11 protein-coding genes are annotated in these 19,024 nt (G+C 28.7%); 8 read left to right on the top strand and 3 right to left on the bottom strand.

Annotated features, from left to right (window positions below; translation table 11 throughout):
- Window positions 1-333 precede the first annotated feature (333 nt).
- The 6 genes from C4S76_RS05630 (at window position 334) to C4S76_RS05605 (ending at window position 11,952) form a co-directional block, all read left to right on the top strand.
- Window positions 334-2,604, top strand: coding sequence for an NADP-dependent malic enzyme (locus C4S76_RS05630; RefSeq protein ID WP_105193494.1), 2,271 nt, complete (start codon window positions 334-336; stop codon window positions 2,602-2,604).
- Between the two features lie 34 nt (window positions 2,605-2,638).
- On the top strand, window positions 2,639-3,223 hold the full coding sequence (ruvA, locus tag C4S76_RS05625) for a Holliday junction branch migration protein RuvA (RefSeq protein ID WP_105193492.1): 585 nt from the start codon (window positions 2,639-2,641) through the stop codon (window positions 3,221-3,223).
- Between the two features lie 12 nt (window positions 3,224-3,235).
- A complete protein-coding gene (gene sov / locus C4S76_RS05620; protein ID WP_245915800.1) occupies window positions 3,236-10,372 on the top strand; it encodes a T9SS outer membrane translocon Sov/SprA in 7,137 nt (2,378 codons plus the stop codon).
- A gap of 28 nt (window positions 10,373-10,400) precedes the next feature.
- On the top strand, window positions 10,401-10,775 hold the full coding sequence (gene gcvH, locus C4S76_RS05615) for a glycine cleavage system protein GcvH (RefSeq protein ID WP_105193500.1): 375 nt from the start codon (window positions 10,401-10,403) through the stop codon (window positions 10,773-10,775).
- Window positions 10,744-11,154, top strand: coding sequence for a VanZ family protein (locus C4S76_RS05610; RefSeq protein ID WP_105193490.1), 411 nt, complete (start codon window positions 10,744-10,746; stop codon window positions 11,152-11,154). Before gcvH ends, C4S76_RS05610 begins: the two co-directional genes overlap by 32 nt.
- 522 nt (window positions 11,155-11,676) lie before the next feature.
- Window positions 11,677-11,952, top strand: coding sequence for an RNA recognition motif domain-containing protein (locus tag C4S76_RS05605; RefSeq protein ID WP_105193488.1), 276 nt, complete (start codon window positions 11,677-11,679; stop codon window positions 11,950-11,952).
- A 94-nt stretch (window positions 11,953-12,046) separates the two neighbouring features.
- Here C4S76_RS05605 and C4S76_RS05600 read toward each other — a convergent pair whose 3' ends face one another.
- The 3 genes from C4S76_RS05600 to C4S76_RS05590 all read right to left on the bottom strand — a co-directional run bounded on the left by C4S76_RS05600 (window position 12,047) and on the right by C4S76_RS05590 (window position 15,807).
- Window positions 12,047-14,320 carry a TonB-dependent receptor gene (locus tag C4S76_RS05600; RefSeq protein WP_105193486.1) on the bottom strand — a complete coding sequence of 758 codons (2,274 nt, stop codon included), beginning with the start codon at window positions 14,318-14,320 and terminating at the stop codon, window positions 12,047-12,049.
- Window positions 14,321-14,454: 134 nt separating this feature from the next.
- Window positions 14,455-14,865 (bottom strand): HYC_CC_PP family protein, encoded by a 411-nt coding sequence (locus C4S76_RS05595; RefSeq protein WP_105193484.1) that lies wholly within the window; start codon window positions 14,863-14,865, stop codon window positions 14,455-14,457.
- 318 nt (window positions 14,866-15,183) lie between these two features.
- On the bottom strand, window positions 15,184-15,807 hold the full coding sequence (locus C4S76_RS05590; RefSeq protein ID WP_105193482.1) for a TetR/AcrR family transcriptional regulator: 624 nt from the start codon (window positions 15,805-15,807) through the stop codon (window positions 15,184-15,186).
- 77 nt (window positions 15,808-15,884) lie between these two features.
- Between C4S76_RS05590 and C4S76_RS05585 the strand changes: the two genes are divergently transcribed.
- Complete coding sequence (locus C4S76_RS05585) at window positions 15,885-16,373, top strand: DUF2867 domain-containing protein (protein WP_105193480.1); 489 nt, start codon at window positions 15,885-15,887, stop codon at window positions 16,371-16,373.
- Window positions 16,374-16,690: 317 nt separating this feature from the next.
- Window positions 16,691-19,009: an ATP-dependent helicase gene (locus tag C4S76_RS05580; RefSeq protein WP_105193478.1), complete on the top strand. Its 2,319-nt coding sequence runs from the start codon at window positions 16,691-16,693 to the stop codon at window positions 19,007-19,009.
- Window positions 19,010-19,024: the final 15 nt, after the last annotated feature.

Below are 19,024 nucleotides of genomic sequence, written 5' to 3'. Positions count from 1 at the left end.
TTTAGACCAAAGTTGAAAAGATTCAGTTAAAATATCTTTTACAGGAAAAGAAAAATTTTTTGGTTTTAACTTTTGTATACAATTTTCGAGAGTATTCATAAATTAATTACATTCAAATTGCTAAAATACGTAATTTATTCTTTCATATTTTCAGGATACTTAAGTTTTTAATGTATAAAGAATTATCATATTTTTATTTAAATTAATTAAAAAAAGAAATAGAGATTTTAATAATTTGATAAAAAAATATATATCTAAATCCTTTAGGAAAAGGATTATTTTTCGTAAAAATAAAATAAAAATATATATTTTTGTAAGTTTAATTTCATAATTATGTCAAAAGAAAAAAATTTAATAAAAGAAGCTCTAGAATATCATAGTTCAAAACCAGAAGGAAAAATTGAAGTTATACCCACTAAACCCCATTCTACGCAAAGAGATTTATCTTTAGCATATTCACCTGGCGTAGCAGAGCCTTGCATAGAAATTAATAAAAAGCCGACAGATAGTTATAAATATACTTCTAAGGGAAATTTAGTAGCCGTAATTTCTAACGGAACAGCAGTACTAGGTTTGGGAAATATAGGTGCAGAAGCATCTAAACCAGTTATGGAAGGAAAAGGTCTTTTATTTAAAATATTTGCAGGAATAAATGTTTTTGATATAGAAGTAAATGAAACAGATCCAAATAAATTTATTGAAATTGTAAAATCTATAGCTCCTACATTTGGAGGAATTAATTTAGAAGATATTAAAGCTCCTGAAGCTTTTGAAATAGAGAAAAGATTAAAGGCCGAGCTAGACATTCCGGTAATGCATGATGACCAACATGGAACAGCAATTATTTCTGCAGCAGCACTTTTAAATGCATTAGAATTATCTTCTAAAGATATATCAAATGTAAAAATAGTTGTTAGCGGAGCAGGAGCAGCTGCCATTTCATGTACTCGCTTATATAAAGCTTTAGGGGCTAGTCCTGAAAATATTTTAATGTGCGATAGTAAAGGAGTTATTTATAAAGGAAGAACAGATATAAATGAGGAAAAAAAAGAGTTTGCAGTTGAAACATCTGATCGTACATTAGAAGATGCCATGAAAAACAGTGATGTGTTTATAGGTCTTTCTAAAGGGAATATAGTTTCACCGTCTATGTTGATGTCTATGAACGCTAATCCAATCGTTTTTGCGATGGCTAATCCAACACCGGAAATTGATTATAATTTAGCAATTAAGACTCGGAAAGATGTCATTATGGCAACAGGTAGAAGTGATTATCCTAATCAGGTAAATAATGTATTAGGTTTTCCATACATTTTTAGAGGAGCATTGGATGTTAGGGCAAAAGATATAAATTCAGAAATGCAGTTGGCTGCAGTTAGAGCATTAGCCGATTTAGCAAAAGAAAGCGTTCCGGAACAAGTGAGCTTGGCTTATAATGTAAAGAATATGAAATTTGGAAGAGATTATATAATTCCTAAACCCTTTGATAATCGATTAATAACAAGGGTATCTATGGCTGTAGCTAAAGCAGCTATGGAAACTGGAGTTGCTCAAAAACAAATTACTGATTGGAAAGCATATGAAGAAGAATTGTTAGATAGAATGGAAGGTGCAGATCAAAAATTAATGAGATTGATGCAAACTCGAGCTAAAGCAAATCCGAAAAAATTATTATTAAATAATGCTGAAGAATATAATGTTTTGAAAGCTGCTCAAATCCTTGCAGAAGAAGGTATTGCTAAGCCCATATTATTAGGAAAAAGATCTAAAATAGAAGCTACTAAAAAAGAATATAACTTAGAATTTGATCTTCCTATTCTCGATATGGATGATATAGAAAATAAGGAGAAATTTGAAAAATATGCTCAATACCTTTATAATAAAAGACAAAGGAATGGAATAAGCTCTATCTATCATGCTAATAGATTATTGAAAAGTAGAGATTATTATGGTCCTTTAGCTGTAGAAATGGGTGATGCAGATGCATTACTTACAGGTTTTTCAAAAAGTTATAAAAGTTCCTTGCAACCAATTTTAGAAGTAATTGACAAAGATAAAGATTCTAAAAAGGTTGCATCATCTATGATTTTAATTACAAAGAAAGGTCCTGTATTCATTGCTGATACATCTATTAATGTAGAACCTAATTCAGAAGATTTAGTTGAGATTACTCAGCTTACGGCTAAATTAGCTAAAGCTTTAGCTATCAAACCAAGAGTCGCTTTGTTATCCTATGAAAATTTTTCTAATTGTTCACCCATTTCAAAAAAAGTAGCTAAAGCTGTAGAAATTTTACATGAAACGGAACCTAATTTAATAGTTGATGGAGAAATGCAACCAGATTTTGCCTTAGATGAAGAATTATTAAATGCATTTCCATTTTCTAAAATTGGAAATAAAACAGCAAATATTTTAATTTTTCCGGATCTAACTTCTGCTAATTTAAGCTATAAACTAGTTAAAGGATTAAAATATGCTCAGGTAATAGGTCCTGTATTAATGGGATTAAGCCAGCCCATACATATTATGAGCATGCGCTCAAGCGTAGAAGAAATTATAAGTATAGCAACTATTGCAGTATTAGATGCTCAAATAAGGAAATAATAAGATAACTTCTTATATCTAAACTTTTGTAATAATGATTAATCATCTGTCTGGAATCATTTTTGAAATTTCACCTTCTAGTGTTGTTATAGAATGCAACGGAGTTGGATATTTTGCAACCATAAGTATTCAAACTTATACCGACATCCAGAAATTAAAACAAACTCTTTTATTCGTACAGGAAATAATAAGAGAAGATGCTCATTTGTTGTTTGGCTTTTCAACTAAAGTAGAAAGAAACTTATTTAATTTTTTGATAAGTGTTAATGGGGTAGGTCCCGCTTCTGCAATTATGATGTTATCTTCTATGTCAGTTTCAGAAATTTTATCAGCAATTCAAAATGGAGATAATGTTTCTTTACAAAAAATAAAAGGCATAGGAGCTAAAACAGCGCAAAGAATTATTATTGATTTGAGAGATAAATTAATCACTTCTTTTGATATTTCAGAAATATTAGATGAAAATTTAAATAATAAAAATAAAAATGAAGCGTTAAGAGCATTAGAGGTTTTAGGTATATCCAAAAAAATTACAGAAAAAATAGTTGATAAAATTTTGGATTCCAACCCTGAAATAGAAGTAGAGCTCCTAGTTAAAGAAGTTCTTAAAAAACTATAAACTTTTGTAAAATTGAAGAAAATTCATTTTTGTTTACTGCTTATATTTATATTTATTTTTGGAAATAATATATTATTAGCACAGGAAAATAAAGAAGAGCAAGGTTTGACCCTAGATGATCCTGTTAAATATGAAGCATATTATGATTATAAAACAGGAAATTATATTTTGTATCCTAAAGTAGGCGGGGTAGTGGTAGGGACACCTATAACTATGACAGCAGATGACTATACAAAATATGTGTTACAAAAAAAATTTGATGAATATTACAGAGAAAAATCCAGATTACAAGAAGAAACAAATAAGAAAAAATCAGATGCTACTAAGGAAAATAAAAGCTTTATTCCTGGTGTAACAATAAATTCAAAAGTTTTTGAAAAAATTTTTGGAGGGAATAGAATCGAAATGAAACCTTCTGGGTTTGCTTCATTTGATTTAGGTATTTTATATCAGAAAATTGATAATCCGCAAATTTTACCTCAAAATAGAAAAAACTTTACCATAGATTTACGTCAGAGAATACAGATGAGCCTTATGGGAAGTGTAGGAAAAAATATTCAGCTAGGGGTAAATTATGATACACAAGCAGGTTTTGACTTTGAAAATAAAATTAAACTTGCTTGGAAACCTGGAGGAATAGATTTAAGCGGAGGAAACCAAGAGGCAACAGGAGGAGAAGATAACATAATAAAGAGTATTGAGTTTGGAAATGTTAGTATGCCACTAAGTACTAGTTTAATTACAGGAGCTCAATCTCTTTTTGGTATAAAAGGTGAATTTCAATTTGGAAAAACATATTTAACTACAGTCTTTTCAGAACAACAATCCGAAGCAAGGAATATTACTGTACAGGGTGGAGGAATTGTAAATACTTATAAATTAAAAGTTGCAGATTATGAAGATAATCAACATTATTTTCTTGCACACTATTTCAGAAATAATTATGATAATGCAGTAGAAAATTATCCGGTAATAAATTCTACTATCAATATAACACGGTTGGAAGTATGGAGGATAGATTTAGGAAACTCAAATCTACAGGATCAGCGGCCTATACTAGCTTTAAGAGATCTAGGTGAAGCAAAAGGATATACAACGCGACCAGATAATAATAATAAAGTAGATTTATCTAACCCAACTTCTAAAAGTGTATATGCAGCAGTAGATGGCTTAGGTAACGTTGTAAGAGAATCATCGACTGTTTACAATGCAGTTAATGGAGTATCATTACCCAGTATAACTAGTACTACTTCTAATAATGAAGAAAATTATTTAAGTGGACAAAATTTTGCAGCCCATAAAAGAGTAAAAAAATTAGCAGAATCAGAATATTCTTTTAATTCACAATTAGGGTATATATCTTTAAATCAGAAACTTAATAACGATCAATTACTTGCAGTTGCATTTCAATATACAGATTCTAAAACTCCCGGAACAATATATAAAGTTGGTGAATTTTCCAATGATAGATCTAATGTTTTAATAGTTAAGCTTTTAAAACCCAATGAAATAGTTTCCACCACTTCGCCAATGTGGGATTTAATGATGAAAAACATTTATTCTATCGAAGGATCTCAAATAAACTCTGAAGATTTTGTATTAAATGTAATGTATCAAGATCCCTCACAAGGAAAAATTAATTATTTACCAGATCCGAATGTAAAAGACAGATCATTAATACAAGTCCTAAACTGGGATAGATTAAATCAAAATAATGATGTCTCACCATCAGGTAAAGGAGATGGAATCTTTGACTTTGTAGATGGGATAACTATAAATCCGGAAAAAGGTAAATTAATATTTACAAAAGTAGAACCCTTTGGTGAGTATTTAGCAAGTAAATCTGTAGCTAATCAGTATATATTTAGAGATTTATATAAAAATTTAAAAAATAGTATTCAAGTAACTTCTAATCCCTTATCTGATAGATATATTATTGAAGGTAGGTTTAAAGGAACCATAGGAAACGGAATTTCCTTGGGAGCATTTAATGTACCCAAAGGGTCTGTAAAAGTAACAGCTAATGGACAGACTTTAATGGAAGGTGTGGATTATATAGTAGATTACCAAATGGGAATGGTGACTATTATTAATGAAACTTATAAAAGTTCAGGAGTACCTATCAATATAAGTCTTGAAAATCAGTTTGCATTTAACATGCAGAAAAAAAGATTTATGGGTTTAAATGTAGAGCACAAATTTAGTGAAGAATTTGTGGTTGGGGCTACATTTTTAAATTATAAAGAAAGACCTTTAACCCAAAAAGTTCAATATGGGTCCGAACCGGTAAATAATTCAATGGTGGGGTTCAATATGATGTTAAATAAACAAGCTCCTTTTCTGACAAAGCTAGCAAACTGGATACCTGGAATAAAAACAGAGGCTGAATCCAATCTGAGTTTAAAGATAGAAGGAGCAGCTTTAATCCCAGGACAAAATAAAACGATTAATGATGAATCTTATATTGATGATTTCGAAACCACAGCTTCTAAAATAAGCTTAAAAGATCCCAATTATTGGGGGATTGCAAGTAGACCTGAGTTATATGGGGATTTTGATATTAAACCAGCAACAAATGATCCTTTGCAAAATGGCTATGGAAGAGGATTAACAAGTTGGTATAATATTGATCCACGTTTTTTTGGTATAGGAGGGGGAAAACCTTCAGGCATAGACAACAATACATTATCCCGTCACTTACAAAGAAGAGTAGAATATAAAGAATTATTTCCAAATAAAGATTATATTGCAGGAGAACAAGTATTTATGAATACTTTTGATGTATCTTTCTATCCTCAAGAAAGAGGACCTTATAACTTCAATGTAAATGAAAACTCACCTTCTTTCGAGATAAACAAGCGTTGGGGAGGGCTTATGAGACCTATTACAGTTACCAATTTTGTAGAGGCTAATATAGAATATTTAGAATTTTGGATGATGGACCCTTATGCAGATAGTTCTTCTCCTAGTTCTAATCCATTAGGTAATAATCCCGAATTGATTATTCAATTGGGAAATGTTTCAGAAGATGTATTAAAAGATGGGCAATTACTGTATGAAAATGGAATTACTGAGAATAAATCAGAATTGACCTCTACTATATGGGGATATCAACCTAAAAATTATCCCTTAGTATATGCTTTTGATACAGAGGGTGAAGCACGAAGAAAGCAAGATATAGGATATGATGGATTGTCTAGCATAGATGAAATTATGCATTTTGGATACTATTTAAACATAAATGACTTACCCAATTTAGTAAATCCTATTACAGGAGAAACAGACCCTTCGGCAGATGATTTTGTATTTTATTTGAATAAAGGATGGGATTCAACCTCCAGTAAAGGTTCAATTATAGACCGTTACAAATATTATAGAAATTTGGAAGGTAATTCACCATCCAATTCATTAGATGCATCTTCGGCTGTACCTGATTCAGAAGATTTAAATAAAGATTATAACTTAGACGAAACAGAAAATTATAACCAATACCGATTATCTTTAACCAATACCGAATTACAAAACTCTACAAATTCATATATTGCTGATAGAAAAAAAGTAGAAGTATCTCTTCCCAATGGGAAAAAAGAAAATACTACTTGGTATTTATTCAGAATTCCTGTTTCCAGTTTTGAAGCAGGTAAAGGTAAGTCTGAAATTTTAAATAATGTACGATATATACGAATGTTGATGAGAGGGTTTACAAATACTGCTACCCTTCGTTTTGCAACTTTTGATTTAGTAAGAAGTGATTGGAGAAAATATGAAAGAAATATTTCTCCGTTACAAATCACGGGAAAGGATACCAATGAGGGAGGAACCCCTTTAACTCCTGTGAATAATATAGCAATAAGTGCTGTAAATTTAGAAGAAAACTCGACTTCAAATCCTCCTTATGTATTACCTCCGGGAATTTCTAGAGAAATATTAGGAAATACTACAGGAACACAAATGCAGAATGAATCTTCTTTAAAATTAGAGATCACAGATTTAGATAATAAAGATCCGCGAGGTATTTATAAGAACATACATTTAGATATGAGAAGATATAAAAAAATGAAAATGTTTGTTCATGCTGAAAATCTTCAAAATCCATCAGATAATAAATTAGATGAAAACGCGAAATTTTTCATAAGAATAGGAAGTGATTTATCAGATAATTATTATGAATATGAAATACCTTTAAAATATACTTCCAATACAGCAAAATCACCTTTAGACATTTGGCCAATTGAGAATTTTGTAGAATTAGATCTTAAAGATTTAGTAGCTGCTAAAAATGAAAAAGATAAGCTCAATTCTTATAATAGTGATATTAGATATAGAAGTAATGTAACAGGAGATCCTAATAAAATTATTTATGTAAAAGGAAGACCTTCAATAGGAAATGTTTCTTCCATAATGATGGGGGTAAGAAATACAGACAATCTTACAGGAGCTAAAAAAAATATAATATTATGGTTAAATGAATTACGTCTGACAGATATTGATAATGACGGTGGTTATGCAGCCAATGCAAGCATAAGTTTCAATTTAGCAGATTTTGCAGAGGTTACAGCTTCCGGAACCTATAAGTCAGTAGGTTTTGGAGCCTTAGATAGTAAACCTAGTGAAAGAAGTCAGGATGAGACTAAACAATACATGGTAAGTACTTCTGTAAATGTAGACAAAGTATTGCCAGAAAATTGGGGGGTAAAAATTCCGGTAAGTGTAGGAATTTCAGAAACTTTCATAGATCCTAAGTATAATCCTTTAGATAATGATGTAAAATTTAAGAATGATCCGAGAAAAAATGAATTAAAAAAAATAGTTAGGACCTATTCCTCTCAAAAGAATTTTGCGGTAACTAATTTAAGAAAGGATAGAACAACCAATAAAAAACCTAGTTTTTATGATATAGAAAACTTATCTGTTTCTTTTGCTTATTCAGATGATTATTACAGAGATATTTATACTTCATATAGTATTAAACAAAATTTACAAGCCTCATTAGATTATAATTTTACTCCTAAGGGTAAATTTTATCAACCATTTAATGGTTGGCCTGCAGCACAAGATACGAGCAGATTTGCTAAGTATTTAAAACTACTTAAAGAAATTAACTTTAATCCAATACCTACAAAATTATCATTTAGAACAGAAATAGCCAGAACATATAATGAATTTCAATATAGAGATGTAGAAGCATATATAAATGGAAATCCGAGTAGTTATTTCCCTACTTATGCAAATAATTTCTTATTTGGATGGCAATATAATATAGGTTTTAATCTAACACGTTCTTTAAAACTTGATTTTACTACAGCAACTCGAACAATTTTGGATGATCCGGGAAATGGAATAGCAGATGATGGAATGATTTGGGACGGGCTTTTTAAATCAGGAAGACCCATAAATTATAATCAAAAGTTTCAGGCTAATTATAAAGTTCCTGTGCATTTTTTACCTTATATGGACTTTACGTCTGTGGAATTAGGATATACAGGGCAATATGATTGGCAGGCAAATTCAAACTCTTTAACCAATTATATAGATCCTAATACCCAAATAAACAGAAGTTTAGGTAATACAGCTCAGAATTCCCAAACAATAACTGTTATCGGGAATGCAGATTTTAATAAACTATACAGTTACTTTATAGGGTATAATAATTTTGAAGAAAGAAAACAAAAACGACAAAGAGAAATAGATTCCTTAAATCAAGCATATGAAGCTAATTTTACATTGAAAAAACCTAAAACGTTTAAAAAATATAACTTAAAGAACAAACTTAAACCTACCGATTATTTATGGATGGTTTTAGGAAGTATAAAGAGAGGTCAGGTTCAAGTAAATGAAAATAAAGGAACAATATTACCTGGATTTTTGCCCGAACCTAGTTTCTTTGGAGTAGGAAGTTATAGAGGCTCTTCTACTGGTCCTACTTTTGGATTTCTCTTTGGTTCTCAATTTGATTTAAGAAATAAAGCTGTAACAGAAGGTTGGATTTCTACGGATGAATTAATGACAAATCCTTATGTAAAAACTAATAATTCGCAATTAACGGCAAATCTTCAATTAGAACCAGTAGATCAATTACTGATTGATTTAAATATTATGAGAAATCATCAACAAACCCTTTCTCAATCAGGATTTAACTTAATAGATCCCATAACTAATCAGCGAAAAAATACATATGAAAATAGAACAGCCATGTTTAGTTCTACAGTAATATCTATTTCCACAGCTTTTAAATCAAAAGAATTTGTTTACAATAAAATGATTCAAAATTCAAAAATTATATCAGAAAGGATAGCTATACGTCAAGGACAACCACTTATTGATGCAAATAATGACGGTTATATAGATGGTTATGGATTAACAAATTCAGAAGTTTTAATTCCATCTTTTGTATCTGCTTTTACGGGGAAGAGCCCTGGAAGCCAAAAATTAGGTTATAAAAGAGGGATGCCTATACCAAATTGGAAAATTAGTTATGCAGGATTAAAAAATATTCCATTTATCAATTATTGGTTTAAAGATATCAGGATCAATCACGGTTACATATCCAACTATACTGTAAATGGAGTTCAGTCCAATCCGGATTATTTTGCACAAATCGATGGAGGATCAACTAATTTGTTTGATGGTAATGGGAATCGCCTCAATTACAATAATTATGGAACTGTAGTGATGTCTGAAGGCTTTAGTCCGTTAATAGGAGCAGATGTTACCATGAGAAATAATATGCAAATTAGAATAGCTTATAATAAAGATAGAGTATCTTCATTGGGGTTAACTAATTATACATTGCAAGAAGATTATGGAGATGAGGTAGTATTTGGACTTGGGTATATATTAAAAGATGTAAAATTAAAATTAAGATATAGAGGAGATTATAAAACTATAAAAGGCGATCTTAATATTAGAGGAGATGTATCAATAAGAGATAATAAAACTACAATACGAAGATTAGTAGAACTAGATTCCCAAGTAACTGGTGGGCAAAATTTAGTATCTGTAAAATTTTCTACAGACTATAACTTTAGCAAAAATTTTAATTTAAAATTCTTTTATGAACAAATGATTACAAAATATAAAATATCTACAGCTTATCCGCTTTCAACCATAAGGGCAGGATTAAGTGCTACATTTACTTTTGGAAATTAATTATATTTGTAGAGTAAAAAAAGAAATTATGGATATTCCAGTAAATTTATTATATAGCACCGATCATGAATGGGTGAAGATAGAAGGTGATGTTGCATATGTAGGAATTACAGATTATGCTCAAAAAGAGTTAGGAGATATTGTATTTCTAGATGTTGAAACAGTTGGCGAAGATTTGAATTCTGGAGATATTTTTGGTAGCGTAGAAGCAGTAAAAACCGTTTCAGATCTTTTTTTGCCAATTAATGGAAAAATTTTAGAATTAAATCCGTTAGTTGCAACTTCTCCGGATTTGGTGAATACAGATCCTTATGGTAAAGGATGGATAGTTAAAGTTGAATTTAAAAATTTATCGATCACTCATTTATTAAATGCAGAAGAATATAAAAATCTGTTGGGATAAGTACAAATCAAAGATTAAATATTTATTTTTTGTTTATTTTATTATCCTAACATGGCTATTATTAAGAAAATCTGGAGGAGAAAATTGTGTTGAAGTTTTTGGTATTAATTTGAAAACAATATATAATGATAAGATAGCTCATGCAAGTGCATTTTTATTATTAACTATTTTAGGTTTTTTATCATATATAAATGTTAGTCCCATAAAACTTATTTTTTTTATTACATTGTATGGTGTATTAATAGAAGTTTTGCAAGAATTTATGCATTACGGGAGAACTTTTGAATTCTTTGATATTTTAGCAGATTTTACAGGTTCGGTATTAGGAGTCGTTGTATCCGGTTTTTTTTTTAAAAAAGTGAAAATTAAACCTAATTAATCAAAAACAATTTTTTTATTTTAATTTTTTTTCACATTTTAAATTAATGTAACTTAATTTTATAAGACTATAAATTTATACTAAATAAAAATCATTATATCTTATTAAATGTTTATGCCTCTATATATGTTATTACATATAAAGTGAATTAACTCGATAGTAAAAGTCGAAAATCAGGTATTTAAGGAGAATTGATTTAACACAGATTGTAAATGAGAATACTCATTTTTTTGCATATTGGAAAAGTCTATAATTATACAAAATCTGTATTAGAATATGAAAAAGAAACTGAAAATTAAAAAAAATCAGTTTAAAATATCAAACTTAATAAATAAAAAGCTTTATTAGACTTTATTAATTCATTATAGAAATTAAAGATAAAATTAATTTCTTTTATATAAAAAAAACGTATATTAGCACATTGAGAATTTTATTATTCTTGTTTCTAATTTCATAAAACAAAATAGGTCTAAGTCTAGTTTATTTTCTCAAAAAAAACATATCAATTTTTTAATCTTTTATATGAACATTTTTATTTCAAACCTGAATTACAGGTTAACAAGTGATGACTTACAAGACTTATTTTCAAAGTATGGGGAAGTACAATCTGCTAAAATAATACAAGACAGAGAAACTGGGCGTTCCAGAGGATTTGGTTTTGTAGAGATGGCAGATGATGAGGCTAATAAAGCTATAGAAGAATTAAACCAGAAAGAATTTGATGGTAAAGTAATCAATGTTTCTCAAGCTAGAGAAAGAGAAGAAAGACCTAGAAATAATTTTAGAAGAAATTATTAATAATTTTATAATTAAATTAGGTATAAGTAAAAAAGCTGAAGTTTAACTTCAGCTTTTTTACTTTAAATTAAATTATATTCAGAAAATAAATCATTTATAATTTAAGATCAATTCCCATATAATACATGGCAGGTATTGTTGGTGCATACACGTTAGATGTATCAAAATAAGAACCAAAAGGATTTTCAGCATCTATAATTGGATTTTTTTGTTTATAACTACCTAAATTTTCTACCCCTATATAAGCTCTTAACTTATCAGAGAAATGTCTTGAGATTTGTGCATTCATTAAAGCATAATCCGGGGAATAAAGTTTTCTTTGATATTCAACGGGATTATCCGAAGTATCAGGCAATCTTTGCTCTCCAATATACTGTAAAGTAAAATCAAAAGTCCATTTTCTCTTTTTATTAGTTTCAAAAGTGGAATAAGAAGCTGTAAATAATCCCCGGTTTTTAGCTGTAAATGGAACCTGTCTTTTGCCAACTGCATAATCAGCTTTAATATCATAATTCTTATAAGCAAGATGAAACTCTAAATTGGAAGTAGGAAAAATGTCCCATATAACCTGAAAAGAATTAGAATAAGAATTTTCATCCATATTGTAAAACCATAATTCATGAGAAGATTTATTCAAATCAACCAAAACTTGTTTTTCAAAATCCGTTCTGTAGAAATCAACAGTAAAAGTATTCTTTATATTTCCAATTCTGAGATCTTGGATTAAACTGGCACCATAATTCCAGGCAATTTCAGGATCTAATCCATAAATATCACCTCCGTTAGATTTAATATGTACTTGTCTTGAAGAAGCAAAATACTGCATATTTTCAGCAAAAATATTAGCAGTTCGCATTCCCCTTCCTCCAGCAAGCCTTAAAGTAGTTTTAGGCAAGATAGAATATTTAATATTTAAACGAGGGAGAACCTGAGTCCCCGCTAAATTATGAAAGTCAGTTCTAATTCCTGCAACAATAGTTAAATTTTTAAAAGAAGTATTTGTATACTCTGCAAAAATACCAGGCACATTTTCTTTTCTTTTATAATTTGTATTTTCAAAATCCTCATTATAAGCATTATGTAGATAACTTGCTCCTATAGTGTATTTATGGTTAGTGTTTCCGATGATACTTTCAAAAAGTAAGTTGGTAAAAAACGAATTTTCGTTACCATTATATAGTCGTTGGCCAAAATAACTGTCAATATTATGATGTATGAATTTAGTTTGTAAACCCATACTTTGATAAGGTTTATTAAAAAAAACGTATCCTGTTTTGTTCCATATTTCTAAATGAGTATTTTCAATTCCTAAGCCATAATAATTTTGAGTTAAACGATCGGTAGATTCTCTAAAATGTTTTTCACCACCTGTTTTTTTATCATACAAAGCCTGTATAGCAAAAATAGATCCCCATCCGTTCTTTTGTATTCCGTCATATCTTAAAATATTCATAGCATTTATCTGTTTGGAAAGGGGAATATCCAAAAAACCGTCATGATTCATATCTTCCTTGGATAATCTTCCATCCAAATGAACTAAAGAAGTATTGCTCCAGTTATTTTCTAATTGTGTTCCGTTAACTAAATTAAATTCTAAACGAGCATTATCACTGGCATAAAAATTAAGATTAGTAAAATTCTTATCCTGAAATTTTACCAATTCCGTATTAATTTGTCCGGTTATAGCCTCATATCCGTTGTTTACAGTACTTCCTCCCTTAGTAAGTTGTATAGAATTAATCCAGGTACCGGGAAGGAAATTTATTCCGCTTGCAGAAGTTAAACCTCTTACTTCAGGCATATTTTCAACAGTTATAGAAGTATATTTCTGATCTAAACCTAACATTTTTATTTGCTTAGACCCGGTTACAGCATTATTGGTGGATACATCTACAGTAGGATTGGTTTCAAAGCTCTCTGCCAGATTACAACATGCCGCTTTAAGTAATTCCGTTTTATTAATGTTGTAAGTAAGGGCTGCTGAGTTTGCTTTAATTTTTACGGCCTGTGCTCTTTGTCTGATTATTACTTCTTCAATTTCTTTTACATCAGAATCTTTTTCAGATTGGGGTTCCAAATAAATTTCGGCTATTTTATTTATATCGTTAATTTTGACTTCCTGAGAAATAAACCCCTCTTTAGAGGCTACTATATTATAAAGTCCGGCGTGATACATTATTTCAAAATTTCCTAAACTATCTGTTACTGTTTTCATTACAGGATGTTCCTTCCAAATAACTTCTGCTCCGTTAATTGGAATGACATTGCCACTTTCAGTAACAGCTAGTAAACGACCTTTTAAAATTTGATGTTGAGAAAATACCAGAATTCCGGTAAATACTAAGAAAACAGTTAAATATATTTTCATCTTTATTTAAAATTTGAGTTATTAAAAAATTACAAGGTAATTTTTAGTTATTCAAGTTATTGAATAACATAATAGTAGATAAATTCATATAAGGTTTTTATATGAACAATCTTATAAAAATAAAAATGAAAAATTTAACCGTAATAGGTATAACAACAATAATATTGATATAGTTTTACCTTATCAGGAGGAGGTTTTGAATAAAGCTGCGGTATTTTTTTATCCTTTGTTAAAAAAGTATAATGTAAATCGAAATTAAATTCATTAAAAATTCCGTTAAAAGATAACAAAGAAATCTGTAAAGTTTTTTCAAAAGAGAAAAATGAATTATTATTATTAGATTTAATTAATACATCTTTACAACATTTATCTTTGCTAAATATAGGATAACTTTTTAAAGGAATAGAATTATTATAAAAATTAAATCTTTTAGCATTAATTGTATAGCCTATATTTTTTCCATTACACCAATTTTGGTAAATATGAATATTTTGATTCACTAATAGAATCAAAATAATTAAAAATATAGACAAACTTTTTTTCACATAACAAAAGTAAATAAATAATAAAAAACATTGTAAATATTTGAGAATCTATTTTTTATTTAACATATATGTAATTTTATATAGATACACAATATATCAAATAGTTTTAAAGAATTAAACAATAAAACTATAGACCTTAAAATAACATAAAGCTGAAAACAATAAAAGCTATAGAAATATAAATCCAATAATTTCATCAGTTTATATAGAAAACTCAATTCTTGTAAAATAATTCAGTAAAATACTAAGAATTTAAATTTATAAATAAGGTATTAAAAAAAATAATATAAAAAAACTAAAAAGCATCATATAATTTAATCAGCTACGATTGATAAGCTTTATGAATTCATTTTGTCCTTTATCTGTTAAATATGGAAAAATAGAATATAAAAAAATTTCAGAATGTTTCTTTATATGATTATGTGTAATTCCTTTTTGAGAAATTTCAACTGAAGATAAATAAAAATCAAACAATATTTCCAAGCGTTTATATAGATATTCATATTCATTAGGAAGTTTTTCATTTTGTAAAATTTCTGCATCTAACAGACTATTATAAATTTGTAAAAATCTTTTTTTTCGGTTTTTAATAAGTCTTTTGTAATCATCAGAAATTTTTGGATTACTCCTGATTAAATACACAATATCTAAAAAAACAAAACGATAGGTATGAATATAAGTGAACACCTGATTCATTAATGTAAGGATAAAAGACAAATTAATCTCTTCCGTATCTATTTTTTTAAAATCAGTACTGATATTGGTTGTTAACTGAAAGTATAAAGTTTCTTCAATATCTTCTTTCTTTTTAAAATGATAAGTAAGGTTTCCCGGACTTATTGAAAGACTTTTTGCGATTTTTCTTTGACTTACTTTAGATATTCCGAATTCATTAAATAGTTGTAAACTTTTTTGTAATATTTTTTCTTTAGTATCCATCATAAAACAAAAATAAAAAAATTAGTACAAACGAACTAAATTTGTATAATTTTAGTACATTTGTACTAAAAAGCAAATGAATGAAAGTAAAAAAAGAAATACCGTTTATATCTTCTTTGGCATTTCAAAGTTTAGATCATATAGATTTTAGTGATACGTTTTCAGTTACAAATCATAAAAATACTCTGAAAGAAATATCAATACTTATTTTTGGAACTTCTAAAAAATGGGTAAAAAAGTTATTTGATTTACGAAATTTTATTGTAAAAATAATAGGGATAAAAGAACAAAAACCTAAAGATTATAATAATGAAATTAAAGTAGGAGGATATATAGGTTTATTCAAAATTTATGAAATTTCAAAAGATGAAATAATATTAGGGTTAAACGATTCTCATTTGAATTTTCGTGTTAGTGTTTATAATAATAAAAATATTAAGTATAATATAAAAATTACAACTTTAGTTAAATATAATAATACTAAGGGGGAAATATATATGAAACTGATTAAACCTTTTCATGAATGCGTAATAAAAAACATGGTTAAACAAGCCTATAGTAAACCATAAGCAAACAATAATCTAGGGCAAAATAAGCTTAAAAGATATAAAATAATTTATAAATCCTTTATTAATTATTTATAAAGAAATCATAGTTGGATAATAATAAGAAAGATAACTGTGAAAAAGAGAAATTAGAATTGTTTCAATTTTGTTTTCATATAACGATCTTTTAAAAAGATATCAATATATTAAAACTAAATTCTTTTGTCTATACGAAAAAATACTTAGAAAATTAAAATATAAGAAATTATTAGTCTAGGTATAAACGTAAGGTAAAAATATGATTAAACAAGAAAATTAAAATTCCTATCTTTGAATTTGGTATGAAAGATTTATTTGAAGATTTAAACGAAGTTCAAAAGCAGGCGGTCAGTACAACCGAAGGTCCTTTAATGATAATAGCTGGAGCCGGTTCTGGAAAAACAAGAGTGTTAACTTACCGTATAGCACATTTAATAGATAAAGGAATCGATTCATTTAACATTTTGGCTCTTACTTTTACAAATAAGGCGGCAAGAGAAATGAAAGAAAGAATTTCTTCATTGATAGGAGGAACAGAAGCTAAAAATTTATGGATGGGAACCTTCCACTCCGTTTTTGCAAGGATTCTTCGTGCAGAAGCACAAAAATTAGGATTTCCTAGTAACTTTACAATATATGATACACAGGATAGTGTTAATGTTATCAAGAAAGTAATTGCTGAAATGCAATTAGATACAGATATATATAAACCTAAACAAGTATTAGGAAGAATATCTACCTATAAAAATAATTTAATTACAGTTCGTTCTTATTTTAATAATCCAGAATTGATTGAAGCTGATGCCTCAGCAATGCGTCCTAAAACCGGAGAAATTTATAGAGCATATGTGGAAAGATGTTTTAAATCGGGTGCGATGGATTTTGATGATTTATTATTAAGAACCAATGAATTACTAACACGTTTTCCTGAAATTTTGGCTAAGTATCAGGATCGATTTCGGTATATTATGGTAGATGAGTATCAAGACACAAATCATTCTCAGTATTTGATTGTAAAAGCATTAGCTTCACGATTTGAAAATATATGTGTAGTAGGAGATGATGCACAATCCATTTATGCTTTTAGAGGAGCAAATATAAAAAACATATTAAATTTTAAAAAAGACTATCCGGATGCGAAAGTCATACCATTAGAACAAAATTATCGTTCAACCCAAATTATAGTAGAAGCGGCAAATACCGTAATTTCGCAAAATAAAGAACAATTAGATAAAAATGTATGGACAAGTAATCCGCCCGGCGATAAAATTCCGGTTTATAGAGCTCTTTCAGATGCAGATGAAGCCAATTATGTAGCAGCAGAAATTTTTAATCTTAAAGTATCACAACAAAAAAAGAATAAAAATTTTGCGGTTTTATATAGGACAAATGCCCAATCACGAGCAATAGAAGAAGCATTAAGAAAAAAAAATATAGGTTATAAAGTATACGGAGGTTTATCTTTTTATCAAAGAAAAGAAATTAAAGATTTATTAGCATATTTAAGAATATTGGTCAACCCCAAAGACCAGGAAGCACTTTTACGTATTATTAATTATCCGACAAGAGGAATAGGGGATACTACTGTAAATAAATTAATTGTAGGAGCAGATAAATTAGGAAAATCTTTAGATGAATTATTAGAAAACTTAGAACTGTACTTTCCATCTTTGGGATTAAATAAAGCTGCTTTTGATAAATTAACAAATTTCTGGACAATGATTCAGAGTTTTCAAGTTTTACTCAAAACTGAAGATGTTTATGAAGTAGCTATGAAAGTAGCAGTAACCTCAGGTATATTAAGGTCATTAAAAGAAGATGATACGCCAGAAGGAATTTCCAGAGTAGAAAATATTCAGGAATTAATGAATAGCTTACAAGGTTTTGTAGAAGAGCAAAAACAATTAGATGAAGGTGATCCTAGCTTAAATCATTTTTTGGAGAACATTGCTTTGGCTTCGGATTTGGATTCAGGTGAAGAAGAGGATGACAAAGTATCTTTAATGACTATCCATTTAGCAAAAGGATTAGAATTTCCTGTAGTGTTTCTTGTAGGGCTCGAAGAAAATTTATTTCCTTCACAAATGTCTATGAATACAAGACAAGAGTTAGAAGAAGAAAGAAGACTATTTTATGTAGCATTGACCAGAGCTGAAGAAAAAGCCTATTTTACTTATGCAATTACTCGATTTCGTTGGGGGAAAATTGTAGATGGAGAACCTAGTAGATTTATGGAAGAAGTAGGCGAAAAATATATGGAAGTTCTTAACGTAAATTTTGTTAATTCATTTAAAAATAATACAGGTCTCGATTCTGATATATTTGATGATGATTTTACACCGAGAAATAGAAAATCTTTGAAACCAGCAGATTCTTCTTCTAGAGGAATAAGTAATTCGCCAAAAAAATTAAAACCTATTTCAAATGCAACAATAGCCAATCCTATAGAAGGATCTATTTCAGCTTTAAATGTTGGTAATCAAGTATTGCATGATCGTTTTGGAAGAGGTGAAGTTATTTCCATTGAAGGCGATCCAGATAATGCAAAAGCAGTAATTAAATTTGAGAATGAAGGAGAAAAAAAGCTTTTATTAAAATTTGCTAAACTAAAAGTTTTATAACTATAAATTTTTTAA

Origin of the sequence: Apibacter adventoris (assembly GCF_002964965.1) — a bacterium.
In the GTDB taxonomy this organism is placed as follows: Bacteria; Bacteroidota; Bacteroidia; order Flavobacteriales; family Weeksellaceae; genus Apibacter; species Apibacter adventoris.
The sequence above is the reverse complement of the archived record's forward strand: the minus strand, read 5'-3'. Positions and strand labels throughout refer to the sequence as shown.

What these genes read in the sequence shown, in the direction of transcription:
- C4S76_RS05585 (WP_105193480.1), top strand. Translation starts at nt 15,885, where the DNA reads ATGAAAGTAAAAAAAGAAATACCGTTTATATCTTCTTTGGCATTTCAA.
- ruvA (WP_105193492.1), top strand. Translation starts at nt 2,639, where the DNA reads ATGATTAATCATCTGTCTGGAATCATTTTTGAAATTTCACCTTCTAGT.
- C4S76_RS05590 (WP_105193482.1), bottom strand. Translation starts at nt 15,807, where the DNA reads ATGATGGATACTAAAGAAAAAATATTACAAAAAAGTTTACAACTATTT.
- C4S76_RS05605 (WP_105193488.1), top strand. Translation starts at nt 11,677, where the DNA reads ATGAACATTTTTATTTCAAACCTGAATTACAGGTTAACAAGTGATGAC.
- gcvH (WP_105193500.1), top strand. Translation starts at nt 10,401, where the DNA reads ATGGATATTCCAGTAAATTTATTATATAGCACCGATCATGAATGGGTG.
- C4S76_RS05630 (WP_105193494.1), top strand. Translation starts at nt 334, where the DNA reads ATGTCAAAAGAAAAAAATTTAATAAAAGAAGCTCTAGAATATCATAGT.
- C4S76_RS05580 (WP_105193478.1), top strand. Translation starts at nt 16,691, where the DNA reads ATGAAAGATTTATTTGAAGATTTAAACGAAGTTCAAAAGCAGGCGGTC.
- C4S76_RS05600 (WP_105193486.1), bottom strand. Translation starts at nt 14,320, where the DNA reads ATGAAAATATATTTAACTGTTTTCTTAGTATTTACCGGAATTCTGGTA.
- C4S76_RS05610 (WP_105193490.1), top strand. Translation starts at nt 10,744, where the DNA reads ATGCAGAAGAATATAAAAATCTGTTGGGATAAGTACAAATCAAAGATT.